At 73.6% G+C, this 19172-nt stretch carries 21 protein-coding genes; 9 read left to right on the plus strand and 12 right to left on the minus strand.

Annotated features, from left to right (window positions below):
• Positions 1-14 precede the first annotated feature (14 nt).
• Complete coding sequence (locus ACIQWX_RS21745; protein WP_400873722.1) at positions 15-1229, plus strand: FAD-dependent monooxygenase; 1215 nt, start codon at positions 15-17, stop codon at positions 1227-1229.
• Here the strand turns inward: ACIQWX_RS21745 and ACIQWX_RS21750 are convergent.
• A complete protein-coding gene (locus tag ACIQWX_RS21750; protein ID WP_400873726.1) occupies positions 1213-1785 on the minus strand; it encodes a TetR/AcrR family transcriptional regulator in 573 nt (190 codons plus the stop codon). The genes ACIQWX_RS21745 and ACIQWX_RS21750 overlap by 17 nt on opposite strands.
• A 92-nt stretch (positions 1786-1877) precedes the next feature.
• On the opposite strand from ACIQWX_RS21750, the gene ACIQWX_RS21755 reads away from it, so the two are divergent.
• Complete coding sequence (locus tag ACIQWX_RS21755) at positions 1878-2888, plus strand: aldo/keto reductase (RefSeq protein ID WP_400873729.1); 1011 nt, start codon at positions 1878-1880, stop codon at positions 2886-2888.
• A 174-nt stretch (positions 2889-3062) separates the two neighbouring features.
• Here ACIQWX_RS21755 and ACIQWX_RS21760 read toward each other — a convergent pair whose 3' ends face one another.
• The 4 genes from ACIQWX_RS21760 to ACIQWX_RS21775 all read right to left on the minus strand — a co-directional run bounded on the left by ACIQWX_RS21760 (position 3063) and on the right by ACIQWX_RS21775 (position 8399).
• The gene (locus ACIQWX_RS21760; RefSeq protein ID WP_400873732.1) at positions 3063-4148 is read right to left on the minus strand and encodes an SWIM zinc finger family protein; all 1086 of its coding nucleotides are present in this window, start codon (positions 4146-4148) and stop codon (positions 3063-3065) included.
• The gene (locus ACIQWX_RS21765; RefSeq protein WP_400873735.1) at positions 4145-6619 is read right to left on the minus strand and encodes a DEAD/DEAH box helicase; all 2475 of its coding nucleotides are present in this window, start codon (positions 6617-6619) and stop codon (positions 4145-4147) included. The genes ACIQWX_RS21760 and ACIQWX_RS21765 overlap by 4 nt, the downstream gene beginning before the upstream one ends.
• Before the next feature lie 71 nt (positions 6620-6690).
• Positions 6691-7473, minus strand: coding sequence for an ABC transporter permease (locus ACIQWX_RS21770; RefSeq protein WP_400873738.1), 783 nt, complete (start codon positions 7471-7473; stop codon positions 6691-6693).
• A complete protein-coding gene (locus ACIQWX_RS21775) occupies positions 7470-8399 on the minus strand; it encodes an ATP-binding cassette domain-containing protein (protein ID WP_400873741.1) in 930 nt (309 codons plus the stop codon). Before ACIQWX_RS21775 ends, ACIQWX_RS21770 begins: the two co-directional genes overlap by 4 nt.
• Positions 8400-8478: 79 nt before the next feature.
• On the opposite strand from ACIQWX_RS21775, the gene ACIQWX_RS21780 reads away from it, so the two are divergent.
• A complete protein-coding gene (locus ACIQWX_RS21780) occupies positions 8479-9255 on the plus strand; it encodes a TetR/AcrR family transcriptional regulator C-terminal domain-containing protein (RefSeq protein ID WP_400873745.1) in 777 nt (258 codons plus the stop codon).
• Here the strand turns inward: ACIQWX_RS21780 and ACIQWX_RS21785 are convergent.
• Complete coding sequence (locus ACIQWX_RS21785; RefSeq protein WP_400873748.1) at positions 9238-10407, minus strand: cytochrome P450; 1170 nt, start codon at positions 10405-10407, stop codon at positions 9238-9240. The genes ACIQWX_RS21780 and ACIQWX_RS21785 overlap by 18 nt on opposite strands.
• A gap of 86 nt (positions 10408-10493) precedes the next feature.
• Here ACIQWX_RS21785 and ACIQWX_RS21790 point away from each other — a divergent pair, with 86 nt between their 5' ends.
• The 5 genes from ACIQWX_RS21790 (at position 10494) to ACIQWX_RS21810 (ending at position 14546) form a co-directional block, all read left to right on the plus strand.
• Positions 10494-11537, plus strand: coding sequence for a TetR/AcrR family transcriptional regulator (locus ACIQWX_RS21790; RefSeq protein ID WP_400873751.1), 1044 nt, complete (start codon positions 10494-10496; stop codon positions 11535-11537).
• Positions 11538-11699: 162 nt separating this feature from the next.
• The gene (locus tag ACIQWX_RS21795; RefSeq protein WP_400873753.1) at positions 11700-12971 is read left to right on the plus strand and encodes an RNA polymerase sigma factor; all 1272 of its coding nucleotides are present in this window, start codon (positions 11700-11702) and stop codon (positions 12969-12971) included.
• Entirely contained in the window at positions 12968-13726 is a 759-nt protein-coding gene (locus ACIQWX_RS21800; protein ID WP_400873756.1) for an alpha/beta fold hydrolase, read from the plus strand. Before ACIQWX_RS21795 ends, ACIQWX_RS21800 begins: the two co-directional genes overlap by 4 nt.
• A gap of 2 nt (positions 13727-13728) precedes the next feature.
• Complete coding sequence (locus ACIQWX_RS21805; RefSeq protein ID WP_400873759.1) at positions 13729-14061, plus strand: YciI family protein; 333 nt, start codon at positions 13729-13731, stop codon at positions 14059-14061.
• A complete protein-coding gene (locus ACIQWX_RS21810; RefSeq protein ID WP_400873762.1) occupies positions 14061-14546 on the plus strand; it encodes an AraC family transcriptional regulator in 486 nt (161 codons plus the stop codon). The genes ACIQWX_RS21805 and ACIQWX_RS21810 overlap by 1 nt, the downstream gene beginning before the upstream one ends.
• Here ACIQWX_RS21810 and ACIQWX_RS21815 read toward each other — a convergent pair whose 3' ends face one another.
• Positions 14547-14996, minus strand: coding sequence for a DUF1772 domain-containing protein (locus tag ACIQWX_RS21815; RefSeq protein ID WP_400873765.1), 450 nt, complete (start codon positions 14994-14996; stop codon positions 14547-14549).
• A gap of 17 nt (positions 14997-15013) precedes the next feature.
• Positions 15014-15835: an NmrA family transcriptional regulator gene (locus ACIQWX_RS21820; protein ID WP_400873768.1), complete on the minus strand. Its 822-nt coding sequence runs from the start codon at positions 15833-15835 to the stop codon at positions 15014-15016.
• An 81-nt stretch (positions 15836-15916) separates the two neighbouring features.
• On the opposite strand from ACIQWX_RS21820, the gene ACIQWX_RS21825 reads away from it, so the two are divergent.
• Complete coding sequence (locus tag ACIQWX_RS21825) at positions 15917-16843, plus strand: AraC family transcriptional regulator (RefSeq protein WP_400873771.1); 927 nt, start codon at positions 15917-15919, stop codon at positions 16841-16843.
• Here ACIQWX_RS21825 and ACIQWX_RS21830 read toward each other — a convergent pair.
• Genes ACIQWX_RS21830 through ACIQWX_RS21845 form a run of 4 tightly spaced genes read right to left on the minus strand, consistent with a single transcriptional unit; the run spans position 16815 to position 19117 of the window.
• Positions 16815-17237 carry a YybH family protein gene (locus tag ACIQWX_RS21830; protein ID WP_400873775.1) on the minus strand — a complete coding sequence of 141 codons (423 nt, stop codon included), beginning with the start codon at positions 17235-17237 and terminating at the stop codon, positions 16815-16817. The genes ACIQWX_RS21825 and ACIQWX_RS21830 overlap by 29 nt on opposite strands.
• Complete coding sequence (locus tag ACIQWX_RS21835) at positions 17234-17665, minus strand: SRPBCC domain-containing protein (protein WP_400873778.1); 432 nt, start codon at positions 17663-17665, stop codon at positions 17234-17236. The genes ACIQWX_RS21830 and ACIQWX_RS21835 overlap by 4 nt, the downstream gene beginning before the upstream one ends.
• Positions 17662-18006 (minus strand): ArsR/SmtB family transcription factor, encoded by a 345-nt coding sequence (locus tag ACIQWX_RS21840; protein ID WP_400873781.1) that lies wholly within the window; start codon positions 18004-18006, stop codon positions 17662-17664. Before ACIQWX_RS21840 ends, ACIQWX_RS21835 begins: the two co-directional genes overlap by 4 nt.
• Before the next feature lie 40 nt (positions 18007-18046).
• A complete protein-coding gene (locus ACIQWX_RS21845) occupies positions 18047-19117 on the minus strand; it encodes a hypothetical protein (RefSeq protein ID WP_400873784.1) in 1071 nt (356 codons plus the stop codon).
• Positions 19118-19172 lie beyond the last annotated feature (55 nt).

A 19172-nucleotide genomic window follows, 5' to 3' on the forward strand; every position in this document is an offset into this window, starting at 1 on the left:
CAGGGAGGTACTTCATGCGGATCCTCGTCTCGGGCGCCAGCATCGCCGGCCCGGTGCTCGCCTACTGGCTCACCCGGCACGGCTTCGACGTCACCGTCGTCGAGCGCGCCCCGGTGCTGCGCAAGACCGGCGGCCACGCCGTCGACCTGTTCCGGCCCGCCATGGACATCACCGAACGGATGGGCGTTCTCCCGCGCGTGGAAGCCCACGCCACCGGCACGACCCGGATGACGGTGCACCGCGAAGGCGTGCGCCGCCCGGTGCGCGTGGACCTGGCGAAGATCTACCGCGCCACCTCCGACCGGCACGTCGAAATCATGCGCGACGACCTCAGCGAGATCTACTACGACGCCGGCCGCGCCGACGTCGAGTACCTCTTCGGCGACTCGATCACCGCCCTCTCCCCCGACGGCGACGTCACCTTCGAGCACGCCGCGCCGCGAAAGTTCGACCTCGTCGTCGGCGCCGACGGGCTGCACTCCACCGTCCGGCGCCTGGTGTTCGGCGAGGAGGCCGGGCTGACGACGTTCATCGGCGCCTACCTGGCCGTGCTGTCGCTGCCCGGCACGTCCGGTCTCGGCGACGGCGAGACTGTCATGCACCTGGGCCCCGGCCGCACCGCCGGCATCTACCGCGCGCGCCACCTCGACGAGACCCGCGCGGTGTTCCTCTTCCGCCGCGACGAGCCGCTCGACTACCACCACCGCGACGTCGAGCGGCAGAAGCAGCTGCTGCGCGAGGCCTACGCGGGGATGCACCCCCGGATCGACGGTTGGCTCGCCGGTCTCGACGGCCCGGGCCCGTTCTACTTCGACTCGATCACCCAGCTGCGGCTCGAGAGCTGGTCACGCGGGCGCGTCACGCTCGTCGGCGACGCCGGCTACTGCCCCGGCCCGGCGGTCGGCGGCAGCACCAGCCTCGCGGTGCTCGGCGCGTACGTCCTGGCCGGCGAACTGGCCGCGGCGGGCGGGGACCACGAGCGGGCTTTCCCCGCCTACGAACGGGAAATGGGCGAGCTGGTGCGCAAGAGCCGCGCGTTCGCCGCCGGTGCCGCGAAGAGCCTGATCCCTGGTTCCCGTGCGGGCGTCTGGGCCCTGGCCCGTGGCGGCCAGCTCGTCTCGGCGCTCCCGAGCAGGGTCACGACGGCGCTGGCGAAGCTCAACACCGGCGGCGTGCGGATGCACGACTCGATGCGGGTCAAGGACTACGCCGTCACACCCGTGGGCTGAGCCCGTCGGCGAGGATCGCGACCATGCGCTGGTTGTACTCCAGGTCCTCGCCGCGCACCGGCTGGCAGAGCAGGGCCACGGCGTGCAGGAGGTCCTTCGCGCTGACGTCGGCGCGAACCTGCCCCGCCGCGGCCGCCGCGTCGAGCAGGGCGGCCAGCACCGGCTCCATCCGCTGCATGAAGTAGCCCGGCAGGGCGTCGAACGCCGGGTCGCCCGAGTGCAGCGCCGTGGCCAGCCCGCGTTTGGTGCCGACCAGCTCGGTGTAGCGCCGCAGCCATTCCCGCAGCGCCGCCCCGGGTGCGTGCCCGGCGCTGATCGCCGGTCCCGCGTCGGCCAGGAGGTCGATCTCGCGTTGCAGCACGGCCGCGACCAGGTCGGCGCGCTGCGGGAAGTGCCGGTAGAGCGTGCCGACCCCGAGCCCGGCCAGGTCGGTGATCTCCTTCGCCGGCGCGTCGACGCCCGAGGTGGCGAACACGCGTTTCGCCGCTTCGAGCAGCGAGTCGACGTTGCGTTGCGCGTCGGCCCGCCGCCGGCGCGGTGAGGTCGTCTCGGCCACGGGTCTCCTCCGGGTAGCTAAGCGGAAAGGCTTTCCGTATAGTTGCGGAAAAGCTTTCCGCTTACGTTCTAGCGTACTCCCGAGGAGTCCCCATGCAGTACCGCACCCTGGGCCGGACCGGCATCCAGGTCAGTCCCTACGCCCTGGGCACCCTGATGTTCGCCACCTCCATCGGCAACGCCGACCCGGATGACTCCGCCCGTGTCCTGCACCAGGCGCTCGACGCCGGCATCAACTTCGTCGACACCGCCGACGCCTACGGCGACTCCGAGGAGGTCGTCGGCAACGCCCTGCAGGGCCGCCGCGACGACGTCGTGCTCGCCACCAAGTTCGGCCGCCCGACCGGGCAGGACCCCAACCACCAGGGCGCGTCCCGGCGCTGGATCGTCACCGCCGTCGAGAACTCCCTGCGCCGCCTCCGGACCGACCACATCGATCTTTACCAGCTGCACCGGCCCGACCCCGGCACCCACATCGAGGAAACGCTCGCCGCGCTGACCGACCTGCTGCGCAGCGGGAAGGTCCGCGCGATCGGCGCGTCCGGCACCCCCGCCGCCGGCATCGTCGAGGCCCAGTGGGCCGCAACGCGCGCCGGCCTGACCGGGTTCCACACCGAGCAACCGGCCTACTCGCTGCTCAACCGCGGCATCGAACGGGAACTCCTGCCCACCACCCAGCACTTCGGCATGGGCACGCTGGTGTGGGGCCCGCTCGGCCAGGGACTGCTCACCGGCCGCCCGCCCGGCGACCTGCGCCGCGCCGGCCTGGTCCGTCACCTCGACGACGAGAACCGGCACGCCGCCGCCGCGAAGTTCGCCGCCCTCGCCGCCGAAGCCGGCCTGCCCCTGACCCACCTCGCGATGGCGTTCACGATCGCCCACCCGGGCGTGACCAGCGCTCTGCTGGGTGCCCGCACGACGGCCCACCTCGACGACCTGCTGGCCGGCCTGGACGTCACCCTCTCCGACGACCTGCTGGACCGCATCGACGAGATCGTCCCGCCCGGCACCGACATCGGCGTCCTCGACCAGACCCACCAGCCCCCGGCGCTGCGGCAGCCGGATCTGCGCCGCCGGCCGCTCGCCGAACGCGCCGCCGCGTAGCTCCACGGAAACCGGGCGGGCGCGCGGGGAAAACCGGCCCCGCGCGCCCGCACCCCCAGTGGGCCCCGGCGGAAACCCCGCCGTCGCGGACAGGAGACAACGGGGATCACGCTGGATACCGCGTAATCCCACGAAAATCCCTGGCCGGACGCGGGGTGTGTCCGTGAAGAAGCGTCAGCCGATCAGCAGTCCCGGATCGGCCTCCGGCGGACCCGACGGCCACCACTCGTCACCCTCACGCCGGTACGGGTGCCAGCGGCCCGCCCGGTCCAGCCGCAGCTGCACGTCCCCGGCCGTGCACCGGTTGCGCTCGAACACCGGTGCCTCGTTGGCGAGCGCGGCCCGCGCCGCCGCCAGGGCCGCCTTCGGCGGGGTCCACGCCGAGTCCAGGACCTCGAGACCGGCACGCCCGCCGTGCGTCCACGCCGCCACCGCCCGCTCGAACTCCGGCCCCTCGCCCAGCCGCGAAGCCACCGAAGGGAACTCGGCGGCCAGCCGGACGGTGTCGACCCGCCGTCCCGGCCACGGCTCCCCCGCCAAGACCGCGCGAGCCTGCGCCGCGGCGTTGGCCGCCAGCAGCGCGAACGCCTCCGCGGGCACCCCCGGCGCGGCCGGGATCGACGGCGCACCCGACGGGGTGAACTCCGCCAGGTCCGGCAGCACCCCCGGCGTCCGGTCCCCGACTTCCAGCTCCGCCCGCGGCGCCGTGCGGCTCTCCAGCTCCTCGCGGATCTCCCGCTCGCCCTTGCCGCGCATCAGCAGCAGCACGAACGGGTCCGCGTCCAGCAGCCACGACGCCTGGAACGACAACGCCGCCGCGTGCCGGCACGGCAGCTCCCAGCCCGGGCAGTCGCAGCCGGGGTCCAGGTCGCCGATCCCCGGCAGCAGGTGGACGCCGGCGTCGTCGGCCGCGGTCACCAGGTCACGGGGCATGTCCCGGTCCAGCAGCGCCGCCAGGTGCCCGGCCCGCGAGGCCACCCGGTCCAGAAACCGCGTCCAGTCCGCTTCGGACAGCACCGCCAGCCGCAGCTCGGTCCGGAACGGGCCGCCGTCGACGTCGTCGACCACCGCCGCGATCCGGCCCGGGCTCACCGTGATCGACCCGACCAGCCCGGCCGCGGCGTACTTGCGCCCGGCCTTGAGCTGCCGCAGGTCCAGCGCCGTGTCCTCCATCGCGCGCACCCACGCCCGCCCCCACCACGTCCGGGCCAGGTGCCCGCCCGCCCCGAACGCCGGAAAACCGCGTACGTCGTCGCTCATCCGCGGCTCCTCAGCTCGACGAGCTCCGCGAGCTCGGTGTCGGACACTTCCGTCAACGCCGCCTCACCACCGGCGAGCACCGCCTCGGCCAGCGCCCGCTTCTCCCGCAGCATCGCCGCGATCCGGTCTTCGACCGTGCCCTCGGCCACCAGCCGGTGCACCTGCACCGGCCGTGTCTGCCCGATCCGGTAGGCCCGGTCGGTCGCCTGGTCCTCGACCGCCGGGTTCCACCAGCGGTCGAAGTGCACGACGTGGTCCGCGCGCGTGAGGTTCAACCCCGTCCCGGCCGCCTTGAGCGACAACAGGAACACCGGTACGTCGCCGGCCTGGAACCGCTCGACGAGCTCTTCGCGGCGGGCGACCGGGGTGCCGCCGTGCAGCAGCTGCGTCCCGATCCCGCGCGCGGCGAGGTGCTGCTCGAGCAGCCGGGCCATGGCGACGTACTGGGTGAACACCAGCACCGCGCCGCCCTCGGCGAGGATCGTGTCCAGCAGTTCGTCGAGCAGCTCGAGCTTGCCCGAGCGCCCGCCCGGCTCCTTGAGGTACTGCGCCGGGTGGTTGCAGATCTGCTTGAGCGCGGTCAGCAGCTTGACGATCCGGCCGCGCCGGGCCATCCCGTCGCTCGCGGCGATGTCGGCCATCATCTCCCGCACCACGGCCTCGTAGAGCGCCACCTGCTCCGGGCTCAGCGCCACCGGCCGGTCGGTCTCGGTCTTCGCCGGCAGCTCCGGCGCGATCCCGGGGTCGGACTTGCGGCGCCGCAACAGGAACGGCCGCAGCAGCCGCGACAGCCGCTCGGCCGCGACCGGGTCCCCGGCCTCGATCGGTTTCGCCCAGCGCGCCCGGAACTCCGGCAGCGACCCCAGCAGACCCGGCGCCGACCAGTCGAGGATCGCCCACAGCTCCGAGAGCGTGTTCTCCACCGGCGTGCCGGTCAGCGCCACCCGCGCGGCCGCGGGCACCAGCCGCAGCGCCTTCGCCGTGCCCGAGCGGGGGTTCTTGACGTGCTGGGCCTCGTCGGCCACCAGCAACCCCCACCGGATGCCGGCCAGCGGCGCGGGATCGGCGCGCAGCGTGCCGTAGGTGGTGAGCACGAACCCCTCGACGTCCTCCAGCGACCGGGCGGTGCCGTGGAAGCGCCGCACCGGCACGCCCGGGGCGAACCGCCGGATCTCGCGTTCCCAGTTGCCCAGCAGCGACGCCGGGCACACCACCAGCGTCGCCCCCGAGGCCCGGTGCAGGTGCAGCGCGATCAGCATGACCGTCTTGCCCAGCCCCATGTCGTCGGCCAGGCACCCGCCGAGGCCCAGGCCGGTGACGGTGGCCAGCCACTGCAGCCCGCGCAGCTGGTAGTCCCGCAGCGTCGCCGCCAGCCCGGCCGGCGGCGCCTGGGGTTCCGGCGGTGCCGACAGCCGCTCGCGCAGCCGGGCCAGCCAGCCCCCGGTGACGACGTCGACGTGCTCGCCGTCGACCTCGGTGGTGCCGGTCAGCACCGCACCGAGCGCGTCGACCGGCGTCAACGGCTTGAGCGTCCGGTCCCGTGCCTTCGCCGCCAGGGCCGGGTCGACCAGCACCCAGCGGTCGCGCAGCCGCACGACCGGGCGGCGGGCTTCGGCGAGGGCGTCCAGCTCCGCCTCGGTCAGCACTTCGCCGCCGAGCGCGAGCTGCCAGTCGAAGGCCAGGGCCCGGCCGCCGCCGAAGAACGATGGCAGGTCACCCGGCGCGTCCCCGGCGTTGACCACCGCCCGCGCGGTGAGCGACCCGGCGAGCTCGGCCGGCCAGTGCACGTCGATGCCCACCGCCGCCAGCCGCGGTGCCGCGGTCGCGACCAGCTCGGTCACGTCGTCCTCGCCCAGCACCAGCTCGTCCGGCACCGCGGAGGTGAGCAGCGGGCTCAGCGCCGGCCACACCTGCGCGCCGCGCCGCAGCGCCAGCACGACGTCGATGCGCGCCCGCGGCCCGAACCGGCCCGTCTCCCACAGCTCGGCCGCGTCGGCGACCTGGCCCGGCTCGGCCAGGCTGTGCACCTGCACGACGGCGTGGAAGCGGCCGGTGCCGAACCCGCCGGGTGCCTCGACGCGCAGTGACACCCGGATGCCCGAGTCGAGCCCGGCTGCCAGCTCGTCGGCCCAGTCCCGCACGGACTCCGCCCGCTGCGGGGCGAGGGCGGCGAACACCCGCGTCCCGGCCGCCTTCGCCGCGGCGAGGGTGCGGGGCAGGGTGTCGGCGACGGCGTCGAGGAACGCCCGCAGCAGCGGGCCCGGCGCGCGCTCGTCGGCCGGCATCGCGGCCGCCAGGTCCCGCAGCCACGCCGCTTCCGCCGGTTCGAGGGGGCCGACGCGCCAGGCGTCGTGCCCGGCTTCGGTGACCCCGGGCAGCAGCCGGCCCGCGGCGACCAGCCGCAGCGCCGCTTTCGCCGCGGTCGCCCAGAACGCGTCGGTCCCGTTCAGCAGCTCCGGCAGGCCGTCCACGAGGGACAGCGCGCGGCCGTCGACGACCAGGCGTCCCGCGCGTGGTGGTTCGCCCGGTTCGAAGTGGACGTTCAGTTCCCCAGCCTCCCGTATCGGCGCACGGACAGCGGCACGAACACCGCGAGCAGCACCAGCGGCCACACAAGGGCCATCAGCACCGGGTGCGTGCTCACCCAGGACGTCCCGGCCGCGCCGGGGTTGCCGAACAGCACCCGCGCCGCGGTCACCGTGGAGGACAACGGGTTCCATTCCGCCACGGTTCCCAGCCACGCCGGCATGGTCGCGGTCGCGACGAACGCGCTGGAGAGGAACCCGAACGGGAACTCCAGCGTCTGGGCGAGCGTCACCATCGACGGATCGGTGGTCAGCAGCCCCAGGTAGATCCCGGCCCACACCAGCGCCGTGCGCAGCAGGAGCAGCAGCCCGAACGCGGCGAGGGTCTCGGCGAGGCTGCCGTGCGGGCGCCAGCCGACCGCGAACCCGCAGCCGAGCAGGACCGCCAGCGCGAGCACCGCGTTCACCAGGTCCGCCGCGACCCGGCCGGTGAGCACCGCCGAGGGTGCCATCGGCAGCGACCGGAACCGGTCGGTGACGCCCCTGGTGGCGTCGTCGAGCACCGCGATCATCGTCCCCGACAGCCCGAAGGCCATGGTCATCGCGAACATCCCCGGCATCAGGAACTCGCGGTAGGAGCCGCCGCCGGGCACGGTCATCCCGCCACCGAGCAGGTAGGCGAAGATCAGCACCATCAGGATCGGGAACGCCACCACGGTGGCCAGCCGCGCCGGGCGCCGGGCCAGGTGCGCGAGGTAGCGGCCGGTCAGCGTCCAGCCGTCTTCGATGGCCCACCTCATCGCGCCACCTTTCCGGTCAGCTCCAGGAACACTTCGTCCAGCGTCGGGTGCCGCAGCGCCACGTCGGCGACGGCCAGCTCGGTCGCCGCCAGCTCGCGCACGAGGTCGGTCAGCATCGACGGCTCGGCCGGCGCGCTCACCCGCAGCTCCTCGGTGACCGGTTCGGCGCCGGTGACCCGGGCCAGCAACGCCGTCGCCGCGCCGACGACGTCCGGGTCGGTGAGCGCCAGTTCGATACGGGTCGCCCCGAGCGAGCCCTTCAGCTCGGCCGGGGTGCCTTCGGCGATCACGCGGCCGTGCTCGACCAGCGAGATGCGGTCGGCCAGCCGGTCGGCTTCCTCCAGGTACTGCGTGGTGAGCAGGACGGTGGTGCCGTCGGCGACCAGGGACCGCACCGCCCGCCAGACCTCGATGCGGCTGCGCGGATCGAGGCCGGTCGTCGGCTCGTCGAGGAACAGCACCCGCGGGGCGGCCAGCAGCGACGCGGCCAGGTCGAGCCGTCGCCGCATGCCGCCGGAGTACGCCGAGACCGGCTTCGCTCCGGTGTCGGCCAGGTCGAAGCGCTCCAGCAGGTCGTCGGCGCGGCGCGTGGCTTCGCGCCGGCCCAGGTGGTGCAGCCGGCCGAACAGGATCAGGTTCTGCCGTCCGGACAGCAATTCGTCGACCGCCGCCTGCTGCCCGACCAGCCCGATCGCCGAGCGCACTTTCGCTGATTCAGCAGCGACGTCGAAGCCGGCCACGCGCGCGGTGCCCTCGTCGTGGCGCAGCAGTGTGGACAGCACGCGCACGGCGGTGGTCTTGCCGGCGCCGTTGGGTCCCAGCAGGCCGTGCAGCGACCCGGCCGGGACGGAGAGGTCGAACCCATCGAGGGCGTACGCGTCGCCGTAGCGCTTGCGAAGTCCCTCGGCGTGGATCTGAGGAGTCATCGAGCCCCTTTACTCTGTACTGTGTACGAAGAAGAGCGTAGCACAACTCTGTACGACGTACGAGAATCCGGTGGGCAGAATGAGCGGCGTGAGCACCGAGGACAACGGCGACGGCGACCCGCGGCGCGCGATCGAACTGCTCTGGGGCGTCCCGGGACCCCCGCGCCGCGGCCCGAAACCGAAGCTGACCACGGCCGACGTCGTCCGCGCGGCCGTCGCGCTGGCCGACGCCGACACGATCGACGCCGTCACCATCCGCCGCGTCGCCGAGCAGCTCGGCGTCTCCCCCATGTCCCTCTACACCTACGTGCCGGGCCGCGCCGAGCTGCTGGACCTGATGATCGACCACGCCCACGGCGAACTGCCCGTCCCCGACCCGGACCTGGGCTGGCGCGCCGCGCTGACCGCGATCGCCGAGGACCAGTGGGCACTGTTCCACCGCCACCCGTGGCTGCTGCAGGTCACGACCAGCCGCTCGGCGCTGGGCCCGCACAGCTTCGCCAAGTACGAACACGAGCTGCGCGCGGTCGAGGGCATCGGCCTCGACGACGTCGAGATGGACGCCGCCGTCGGCCTCGTCACCGGCCTGGTGCGGACCACCGCCCGCAGCTCGCTCGACGGCGCACGCCTGGTCCGCACCAGCGGCCTGACCGACGCGCAGTGGTGGGAGCGCGCCGCGCCGGTGCTGGCCGGCATCCCGGCCGCCGCGGCCGAGCACTACCCCCTGGCCTCGCGCGTCGGCCAGGCCGCGGGCGAAGCCCACAACGCCGCCGAAGACCCGGCCTACACGTTCCGCTTCGGCCTCGCCCGCGTCCTCGACGGCATCGAGGCGCTGGTGTCAGAGCGTCAGCAGTAGCTTCGCCGGCCGCCACGTCCCGCCGTCCGGGGCGCGGGGGACATCGCCGGCCAGCCGCAGGTTCGGGAACCGCTCGAACAGCCTCGAAAGCGCGACTTCCGTCTCCACCCGCGCGATCGACGCGCCCAGGCAGAAGTGCGGGCCGTGGGAGAACCCCAGCTGCGCGGGCCCGGCGCGTGTGACGTCGAGGCGGTCCGCGTCGCCGAACACGCGCGGGTCGCGGTCGGCGGCCACCATCGCCGCCGTGACCCGCTCGCCTTCCCGGATCAGCTGCCCGTCGATCTCGACGTCTTCGCGGGCGAAGCGCGGCGTGGTCAGCAGCTGCGGACTGCAGAACCGCATCAGCTCCTCGACCGCACCCGGCCACAACCCCGGGTCCGCCCGCAGTTTCTCCAGCTGGTCCGGGTGCCGCAGCAGCGCTTCGACGGCGTTGGCGATCAGGTTCACCGGCGTCTGCCCGGCCAGCACCAGGTGCCAGACGAGCGTGACCAGCTCGGTGTCGGTGAGCCGGTCGCCGTCCTGGGCGTGCACGAGGTCGCCGATGAGGTCGTCGCCCGGTTCGGCGCGGCTGCGCGCCACTGCCTCCTTCGCGCCCTCGATGATCGCCGGGATCGCGGTCGCGAAGTCCGGGCTGACCCCGCTCGCGACGGCGGCGCCGTACTCCCGCCAGCGCGGCCGGTCGGATTCGGCGATGCCGGCCATCTCGCAGATGACGTCCATCGGCAGCGGCCGGGCGAAGTGGGGAACGAGGTCCACGACGCCGTCCTCGGCGTGCCCGGGCAGCTCGTCGAGCAGCCGGTCGGTGAGTTCTTCCAGTCGCGGCCGCAGCTGGGCCGCGCGTTTCGGGGTGAACGCAGGCGCGACCAGCCGCCGCAGCCGCAGGTGCTCGGGCCCGTCCTGCTCGGCCATCGTCCGCATGTACTCGAGGCAGTGTTCGGGGAGGCCGGGCGGGCGCATGAAGCTCTCGGAACGGACCTCGAACCGCGGGTCGGCCAGCATCGCGCGGGCCTCGCGGTAGCGGGTCAGCGCCCAGAACGGGCCGAAGCCGGGGATGACGAGCTTGGCCAGCGCACTCACCTCCCGGGCCTGGTCGTAGGCGGTGAACGGGTCAGTCAGGACCTTCAGGTCGGTCAGGTCGATCTCGGGGGTCATCCACCACTCCAGATGTTGATATCAGATGTTCTAATCATCTCAGTGGTCACGGTATCTTGGCTCGCGACACCACGGCAAGGAGGACGATGGTCAGGCTCAGCAGGGCGGAGACCCAGGAACGCAACCGCGCGAAGGTCCTCGCCGCCGCCCGCGACGAGTTCGCCGCCCGCGGCTTCCGCGAGGCGAAGATCGACGTCATCGCCGAACGCGCCGAGCTGACCCGAGGCGCGGTCTACTCCAACTTCCCCGGCAAGCGGGCCCTGTACTTCGCGGTGCTGGCCGACCTCGCCGAACGCGCACCGCGGCCCGCCACCCCGCCGGCGGACCCGACCGCCGCCGACGCGCTGGCCGCGTTCGCCCGCGCTTGGGTCGCCCGGCTCCCGCTGGCCACCGACGCCGACAGCGGCGAAGCCCGCCTCGGCCGCGACCTGGTCCCGGAGATCCTCGCCGACGACCACACCCGCCGGCCTTTCGCGCAGCTCATGCGCGTCGACGCGATCCTGCTCGGCCTCGCCCTCGAGCGGCTGCGCCCCGGCCAGCGGCTCGTGCGCGTCGCCGAAGCCGCGCTGACGACGCTGCACGGCGCGAGCCAGCTCGCCGCGGCCGCACCCGGCTTCGGCGAACCGTTCCACATCGTCACCGCCTGCACCGCGCTGCTCGAGTTGAACCTCGGCGACGACTGGCCGGCGACCCCGCCGATCACCACCCAGGCACGTCCCGCCGCGGACCCCTGGACCCCGCCCACCGCGACCGACCTGCTGACCGGCGAGCCGTTCCGGCCCGGCGACGGCGTCGTCACCGTCCTGGGCCTGCACCGCGCGTCCGCGTTCGAGGAGGCCGTGCGCACCGGCGCCGACGTCACCGCCGTGCTCGTCACCAGCGACCCCGGCGAACTCGCGCCCCTGGCCCGCCTCGCCGTCGCCGACCTGCGCGGCTGCCTCGACCAGGCCGTCGCGCCGCTGGCCCGGCCCCGGCTGCGGCTGGTCTGCGACGCGACCGGCGAACTCGCCGCGGCCGCCGGCGTCACCGCGGTCAGCGACGCCACCGAAGCGGCGGTGCGCGTCGAAGACGGCCGGATCGTCGCCCGCGCCGAAGGCTTCGGCGCCTGCCACGCGGCGGCTGCCGGGTAGCCGAAAGCGGCAGCGCCGGTTGCCAAGGTCTTGAATGAGTCATTCAGGACGTCGGAGGTCCTGAATGACTCATTCAAGACACCAGGCGTCCCGGACCGCGGCGGCTGTCGGTTCCGGCCCCGCCCGTTCGTCGGGCGGGTGACCCGGCGCGAAGGAGGCACGGTGGACGTCGAGACCGCGGTCGCGGAGGCGTTCCGCGAGGAGTGGGGCCAGGTCGTGGCCACGCTCATCCGGATCACCGGCGACTGGGACCTCGCCGAGGAGTGCGCGCAGGACGCGTTCGCCCTCGCCCTGCGCACCTGGCCCCGCGACGGCGTCCCGAAGCGGCCCGGCGCCTGGCTGACCACCGCCGCCCGCAACCGCGCCACCGACCGGCTCCGCCGCGACACCGTCGGCGAGGCCAAGCTCCGGGAGGCCGCCCGCATGCACGTCCCCGACGAGGCCGAAAGCGATGACTCCGGCGTCACCGACGACCGGCTGCGGCTGATCTTCACCTGCTGCCACCCCGCCCTGGCCACCGAAGCCCAGGTCGCCCTCGCCCTCCGGACGCTCGCCGGGCTGTCCACCGCCGAGATCGCCCGCGCGTTCCTCGTCCCCGAAGCCACCATGTCCCAGCGGCTCGTGCGGGTGAAGCGCAAGATCAAGGGCGCCGGGATCCCCTACCGCGTCCCGCCCGCGCACCTGCTGCCCGAACGCACCGCCGCCGTCCTCGGCGTGCTGTACCTGACGTTCAACGAGGGCTACTCCGCCAGCGCCGGGCCTGACCTGCTGCGCCCCGACCTCGCCGCCGAAGCCGTCCGCCTCGCCCGCGTCCTGGCCCGGCTCATGCCCGACGAACCCGAGGTCCTCGGCCTGCTCGCGCTGATGCTGCTGCAGCACGCCCGCCGCGCCACCCGGGTCGACGGCGGCCGGCTCGTCCCGCTCGAAGAACAGGACCGCACCCGCTGGGACGCCGACCTGATCGCCGAAGGCACGCAGACGCTGGAGACCGCGTTGCGCCGGCGGCGGCCCGGGCCGTACCAGATCCAGGCCGCCATCGCCGCCTGCCACGCCACCGCCGCCACGCCCGCCGACACCGACTGGACCCAGATCGCCGGCCTCTACGGCGAGCTGCGCAAGTTCGTCCCCAGCGCCGTCGTCGAGCTCAACCGCGCCGTCGCGATCGGCATGGCCGACGGCCCGCTCGCCGGCCTCGCCCTGCTCGACGAGCTGACCATGGACGGCTACCACCTGCTCCCGGCCACCCGCGCCGACTTCCTCCGCCGCCTGGGCCGGCACGCCGAAGCCGCCGAGTGGTACGCCGTCGCCCAAGACCTCGCGCCCACCGAGGCCGAACGCGACTACCTCACGCGAAGAATCTCGGAGGTGGTGTCGGTCCCGGACGAGCCCGTTCGTCGGTCGGGCGAACCACGATCTCCGGAGGAACGCCCATGACCACCCTCGCCGTCCCCGGCGCCACGCTCACCTACGACGTCACCGGCCGCGGACCCGTGCTGCTGCTGGTCCCCGGCGGCCCCGCCGACGCCGCGGTGTTCACCGCGATCCGGCCGCTGCTCGCCGAAGACCACACCGTCGTCACGTTCGACCCGCGCGGCCTCGGGCGCAGCCCCCTCGACGGCGAACCGGGGGACGACACCATCCGCGAGCACGCCGACGACATCCACCGCCTGCTCGCCGAGGTCGGACCCGCCGACGTCTTCGCCAACAGCGGCGGCGCCGTCACGATGCTCGACCACGTCGTCCGATACCCCGGCGACGTCCGCACGGTCGTCCTTCACGAACCACCGGTCACCCGGTACGCACCCGCCGCGGACGGCCCCGACATCCCGGCGCTGTTCCGCGAACAGGGCGTCGGACCCGCCTTCGCCGCGTTCATGACGACCTTGGGCATCGACCCCGCGCCGCCGCTCGACCCGCGTGCCGAAGGCAACTTCGCCTACTTCTTCGGCCACCTGATGCCCGCCACCGGCGCCTACGATCCCGACCTCGACGCGCTGCGGGCGACGTCCGCGCGGCTCGTCGTCGCCGTGGGCGAGCAGTCCGGCGGTCAGCTCGCCCACGAGACCGGCGTCGGCCTGGCCGCCGACCTCGGCTTGAAACCGGAACTGTTCCCGGGCGACCACGGCGGCTTCCTGGCCGAACCGGACGCCTTCGCCGCGCGGCTGCGCGAAGTACTGGAAGGACGTTGACAGTGCGGTACCTGCTCTTGATCGCCGGCGACGAAACCGCCGAAGAACACCAGTACGACGGCTGCGACGGCTGGGGCGAAGACCTCGCTCGCCGCGGCAAGATCCACGGCGGTGGCGGCCTGCGCCCGCCGTCGGAAGCCACCACGATCCGCGTCCGCGACGGCGAAATCCTGCTCACCGACGGGCCCTTCACCGAAGCCAAGGAACAAATCGGCGGCTACGTCGTCCTCGAGTGCGACGACCTCGACGAAGCCCTCGACATCGCGGCCAAGCACCCCGCCGCGACCTACGGCAGTATCGAGGTCCGCCCCGTCTTCCTCCCCGAGGAGCCCTGATGCCGTCCATTGTGGACCGAACGGCTCAGTCCTACGTCGCCGAGCGCGCCACCCTCGGCATCGAGGAGTTCCCGCGCATCGCCGACCGGCTGCCCCCGCTGATCGGCACCCTCGCCGGGCACGGCATCGTCCCGGCCGGGGCGCCGTTCTTCCGCTACCGCGTCCTGCACCCCGGCATGCGGTTCACCGTCGAAGCCGGCGTCCCCCTCGACGGCGGCTTCACCCCCGAGGAACCGGCGTTCCTCGGGGAAGTCCCGGCCGGGAAGTACGTCCTGGAAACCTACGTCGGCGCCCCCGACGGCCTGGTCGCCGCGACCGAAGCGGTCCTGGCCTGGGGCGCCGCCGAAGGCGTCACGTGGGACGTCACCGCGGGCCCCGACGGCGAGGAGTGGGGCGGGCGGCTGGAAGTGCTGCGGACCAACCCCCTCGAAGTGCCCGACCCCGCCCAGTGGGTCACCGACCTGCTCTTCCGCCTCGCGGACTGATCAACGGTCGGTGAGCACGGCCGCGACCAGGCAGCCGAAACCGGCCGTGCTCACCACCGCGCGCAGGACGTTCCAGCGCACCCACACCGCCTCGAAGTTCGCGCGCACGGCCGCGTAGTCGTCGCCGCCGGACTCCAGCGCGTTGTTCAGCGGGATGTTCACCACCCCGGTGATCACGACCATCGCCGCCAGGCACGCGAACCCGGCGATCACCCACGGCCGCGGCCCCGGGTTCAGGAAGATCGCCACCCCCGCCAGCAGCGGGGCGCCCAGGAACGTCAGCATGAAGACCGGGTTCACGATCGCGACGTTGATCCCGCGCATCGCCTCCACGAACGTCTGGTCATCGCCCCGGGCCAGCCCCGGCATCACCGAGCACGCGTAGGCGTAGAACAACCCGGCGATCATCCCGGCCGCGACCAGCGCGGCCACCAGCACCACAGCAGACATCGGTTTCCCCTTCCCCTTCACCGGGCCCAGACCCCGGTCGCCGCCGCGTCCCGCGCGAAGTCCCCGAAGTCCGTCGCCGGCCGCCCCAGTACCCGCTCGACGTCGTCGGTCACCGACTCGTTGCGGCCGTCGAGCACCCGCGCGAACAGTTCGGTCAGCGCCCCGGCCTCGTCCGCCGGCACGCCGTACTCGACCGCCGCGGCCGCGTACTCCTCGGCGGAAACCGGAACATAGCGGACATCCCGCCCCGATGCGGCCGCGATATCGGCGGCCGCGTCGGCGAAGCTCAGCAACCGCGGCCCGGTCAGCTCGTAGAGCCGGCCGGTGTGGCCCGGTTCGGTGAGCACCTCCACGGCGACGTCGGCGATGTCGCGGACGTCGACGAACGGCTCGGTCACCGCACCCGCCGGCAACGCGATCTCCCCGCCGCGCACCGCGTCGAGCAGGAAGTGCTCGCTGAAGTTCTGCGCGAACCAGCTGCACCGCAGGACCGTCCACCCGGTCCCCGCCTCGGCCACGATCCGCTCGCACGCCTCGGCCTCTTCTTCGCCGCGGCCCGACAGCAGCACCAAGTGGCGCACGCCGTGTGCCACGGCCAGGTCGGCGAACGCGCGGATGTCGGCGGCCGCCTCGGGCACCACCAGGTCGGGGTAGTAGGTCAGGTAGACCGCGCCGACGTCCTCGAGCACCGGGGCCCAGGTCTCGCGATCTTTCCAGTCGAACGGCGGCGTCCCGCGCCTCGACGTGCTCCGCACGCTCGCGCCGCGCTCCCGCAGCCGGTCCGCCACGCGGCGGCCGGTCTTGCCCGTGCCGCCCACCACCAGGAAGTTCGTTGTCATGCCGCTGAGTCAACCGGGCCGCGGTGAGACTCTCCATAGCTCACAAGCTCGGTCGCATGTTCCAGCGTCTACACTGGGCGCATGGATCCGCTCGCCGCGCTCCTCGACGGCCCCCGCGCCCACGGCGCGTTCCTGCTGCGCTCGGTGCTGACGCCGCCGTGGTCGCTGCGCATCGAGGACCGGGCACCGCTGACCGTGGTGTCGGTCGTGCGCGGCGACGCGTGGATCGTCCCGGACGCCGGCGAGGCCGTCCCGCTCGGCGAAGGTGACGTCGCGATCGTCCGCGGCCCGGACCCGTACCTGGTCGCCGACCACCCGTCGACGCCGCCGCAGGCGCTGATCCTGCCCGGCCAGGAATGCCGAACCCCCGACGGCGGCCACCTCACCGACTACGCCGACCTGGGCGTCCGCACGTGGGGCACCGGCGGCCCGGTCGTGCTGCTCACCGGCACGTACGGGATGGAAGGGGAGATCAGCAAGAAGCTCCTCGCGGCGTTGCCGGCGTTGATCGTCCTGCGGGCCGCGGACTGGCCGACGCCGCTGGTCGCGCTGCTGGCCGGGGAGATCGGCCGGGACGTGCCGGGCCAGGAAGCCGTCCTCGACCGGCTGCTGGACGTGCTGCTGATCGCGGCGCTGCGCGCGTGGTTCGACCGGCCCGACACGAGCGCGCCCGCCTGGTACCGCGCCCACGAGGACCCGGTGATCGGGCAGGCGCTGCGGCTGCTGCAGCACCAGCCCGCCGAGCCGTGGACGGTCGCGAAGCTCGCCGCCAACACCGGCGTTTCCCGGGCGGCACTGGCCCGCCGGTTCGCCACGACGGTCGGCGAGACCCCGATGGCCTACCTCACCGGCTGGCGGCTGGCGCTCGCGGCGGACCTGTTACGCCAGCAACCGGAAGCGACGATCGCGTCGGTCGCCCGCCAGGTCGGCTACGGCAGCGCGTTCGCGCTGAGCACGGCGTTCAAACGCGAGTTCGGCATCAGCCCGCAGCGCTACCGGACGGCGTGACCGGCACGGAACTGTGCTCGTGCACGATCTGCCAGCCGTCCTCGTTCTTCCGGAACCCGAGCGTGGCGCGCACGGCCATGTCCACGCCGGTGCCGTCGGTCATGGTGCCGCGGACCTGGAACACGTAGTGCGCGAAGCCCACCTCGCCGTCCGCGACCACCTCGCCGTCCGCGACCACCTCGAGGTCCCGGATCCGCAGGTCGATCGCGGTCCGGTAGGCGCCGAACCAGTCCCGCAGCCGGCTCCGTTCGACGTCCCGGCCGGTGTCGCGCAGCGGGCCGAGCGCGTCGAACAGCGTGACGTCCTCGGCGTACTGGGCCACCAGCGTCTCGACGTCCTTCGCCGCCACGGCCGCGACCCGGGATTCGACGAGTGCGGTGAGTGCCGCGGTCATCGGAGGGCCTCGCCCAGCCGGTCGAGCCAGTCGCCGGTGCCCTGCTCGCGCCACGCCGGTTCTTCGGCGCCGTCGAGGAACGTGCCCTGCTCGGTCAGCACCAGCCGGGTGCCCTCGCCGTCGGCCGTCAGCTCGACCGTGGTGAGCGAGACTGTGGCCAGCGCCTTGTCGCCGCTGAGCGTCGTGGAGTAGACGATGCGCTGCTCCGGCACGATGTCGTGGTAGGTCGAGAGGACCGACAGCGGCGTGCCGCCGGGGCCGGTGGCGTCGACGGTCTCGCGGCCGCCGACGCGGAAGTCCAGCTCGTGCGTTCCGTCGGGGACGTACCAGCGGGCCTTCGCCGCCGCGTCCGCCCACGCGGCGAACACACGGCTCGGCGGGACGGGGTAGGCGCGTTCCAGCGTGAAGGTGGCGTGCGTGACGGTCATGTCGGGCTCCCTTCCGAAGGGCCGGGCGGCTCGGCGAGGAAGTCGCCGAGCCGGTCGAGCCTGCTCTCCCACGTCGTGCGCTGGCGCCCCAGCCAGTGCTCGCCGGTGCGCAGCATCTCCGGCTCGATCCGGCAGGTCCGGACGCGGCCGACCTTCTCCGACCGCACGATCCCGGCGGATTCGAGCACCTGCAGGTGCTGCACCACGGCGGCGAGCGACATGGTCAACGGCTCGGCGAGCTCGCTGACCGACGCCGGCCCGCGCACGAGCCGCTCCACCAGCGCCCGCCGCGTCCGGTCGCCCAGGGCGCGGAACACCAGGTCCAGCTCATGGTCAAGCATGTACTTAAGTTACGGCCGCTCGCGCCGAATAGTCAAGTAACTACTTGAGCATTGCCGCGACGTCCTCGGGCAACTCCAGCCCCGGCACCTCACGCAGGACGGCCAACGCCCTGGTCAGCGCACGTTCCGCGTTGTCGGCCCGGCCGACGCTCGTGCGCAGGTCAGCGCCGAGGTTCGTCGTGGTCTCGTGCATGGACCGGACCGTCTGCTCGTGGGTGGCCTGCAGTTCGGCCAGACGCTCGTCGAACCGGGCACGCAGACGGTCGGCGTCGACATGTGCCTGTTCCTGGGCGGCCTGGCGGGCAGTAGCTGCCTTGGTCAGTTCCTCGTGGGCCGCGTCGAGCCGCGAGGTGGCGGCGTCGGCTCGCGACTCGGCCGCCTCGACCCGGACCGCCATCGCCTCGGCGCGGCTCTCCGCGGCCTGGCCGCGACCGCGTTCCTCGTCCAGGGCCGCCCGGGCGGCCGCGAGTTCGGCGGTCAGCGTGGCGATCGTCCCGGCGCGCTCACCGGCCAAGGCGACGGCGGCGTCGGCCCGCTCGGCGACCCGGGTCAGCTCGTCCCGCACGGCGGACAGCTGCCCTTCGGCGCGCTGCTGTTCGTGGAGCGCCTCACGCTGGGCGCCGCGGGCCGCGTCCCGCTCCCGGATCGCCGCGGACTTCTCCTTCTCGCCCGCCTCGGCGCTGGCCGTGGCCTCTCGGGCGATCTCACGGGCTTGCGCGGCATCGGCTTCGGCCAGCCCTCGCTGACGGCGGTGTTCGTCGGCCTCGGCCACGGCGGCGTCCCGTTCGGCGAGCGCGGTGGCCGTGGTGGCTTCCAACTGGTGGCGCAGGGTCGTGAGCGTCTCGACGAGGCCGCGTGCGGGCTCGAGCACGCGATCGACCTGTCCCGCGAGCGCCGTGACGGCGGTGTCGTCCAGCTCGGTGTCGGTCTCCCGCAGCGACTCGGCGTCCGACAGGACGGCCTCGGCGTCCCGGCAGGACAGGTTCCGCCGTCCCCAGGTCTTCCCGTCCTGGCAGAACCGCGCCCGGCTCCCCCGCCCCACCGCCGGCGGCAGCGGCGCCCCGCAGCGCCGGTACTCGCACACCCGCAGCTGACCTGCTTCTTCCGTCATGATCAGCACCATATCAAAGCTTCTAATCAGAACTAGATGCAGCTGTTCAAAATTA

The organism is Amycolatopsis sp. NPDC098790 (assembly GCF_044759945.1).
Classification (GTDB): Bacteria; Actinomycetota; Actinomycetes; order Mycobacteriales; family Pseudonocardiaceae; genus Amycolatopsis.

Excerpts from the sequence above, each read along its gene's own strand:
- ACIQWX_RS21835 (WP_400873778.1), bottom strand. The coding sequence starts at position 17,665 with ATGACCGTCACGCACGCCACCTTCACGCTGGAACGCGCCTACCCCGTC.
- ACIQWX_RS21800 (WP_400873756.1), top strand. The coding sequence starts at position 12,968 with ATGACCACCCTCGCCGTCCCCGGCGCCACGCTCACCTACGACGTCACC.
- ACIQWX_RS21845 (WP_400873784.1), bottom strand. The coding sequence starts at position 19,117 with ATGACGGAAGAAGCAGGTCAGCTGCGGGTGTGCGAGTACCGGCGCTGC.
- ACIQWX_RS21780 (WP_400873745.1), top strand. The coding sequence starts at position 8,479 with ATGAGCGGCGTGAGCACCGAGGACAACGGCGACGGCGACCCGCGGCGC.
- ACIQWX_RS21745 (WP_400873722.1), top strand. The coding sequence starts at position 15 with ATGCGGATCCTCGTCTCGGGCGCCAGCATCGCCGGCCCGGTGCTCGCC.
- ACIQWX_RS21840 (WP_400873781.1), bottom strand. The coding sequence starts at position 18,006 with ATGCTTGACCATGAGCTGGACCTGGTGTTCCGCGCCCTGGGCGACCGG.
- ACIQWX_RS21770 (WP_400873738.1), bottom strand. The coding sequence starts at position 7,473 with ATGAGGTGGGCCATCGAAGACGGCTGGACGCTGACCGGCCGCTACCTC.
- ACIQWX_RS21785 (WP_400873748.1), bottom strand. The coding sequence starts at position 10,407 with ATGACCCCCGAGATCGACCTGACCGACCTGAAGGTCCTGACTGACCCG.
- ACIQWX_RS21790 (WP_400873751.1), top strand. The coding sequence starts at position 10,494 with ATGGTCAGGCTCAGCAGGGCGGAGACCCAGGAACGCAACCGCGCGAAG.
- ACIQWX_RS21830 (WP_400873775.1), bottom strand. The coding sequence starts at position 17,237 with ATGACCGCGGCACTCACCGCACTCGTCGAATCCCGGGTCGCGGCCGTG.
- ACIQWX_RS21760 (WP_400873732.1), bottom strand. The coding sequence starts at position 4,148 with ATGAGCGACGACGTACGCGGTTTTCCGGCGTTCGGGGCGGGCGGGCAC.
- ACIQWX_RS21755 (WP_400873729.1), top strand. The coding sequence starts at position 1,878 with ATGCAGTACCGCACCCTGGGCCGGACCGGCATCCAGGTCAGTCCCTAC.
- ACIQWX_RS21825 (WP_400873771.1), top strand. The coding sequence starts at position 15,917 with ATGGATCCGCTCGCCGCGCTCCTCGACGGCCCCCGCGCCCACGGCGCG.
- ACIQWX_RS21815 (WP_400873765.1), bottom strand. The coding sequence starts at position 14,996 with ATGTCTGCTGTGGTGCTGGTGGCCGCGCTGGTCGCGGCCGGGATGATC.
- ACIQWX_RS21820 (WP_400873768.1), bottom strand. The coding sequence starts at position 15,835 with ATGACAACGAACTTCCTGGTGGTGGGCGGCACGGGCAAGACCGGCCGC.
- ACIQWX_RS21810 (WP_400873762.1), top strand. The coding sequence starts at position 14,061 with ATGCCGTCCATTGTGGACCGAACGGCTCAGTCCTACGTCGCCGAGCGC.
- ACIQWX_RS21775 (WP_400873741.1), bottom strand. The coding sequence starts at position 8,399 with ATGACTCCTCAGATCCACGCCGAGGGACTTCGCAAGCGCTACGGCGAC.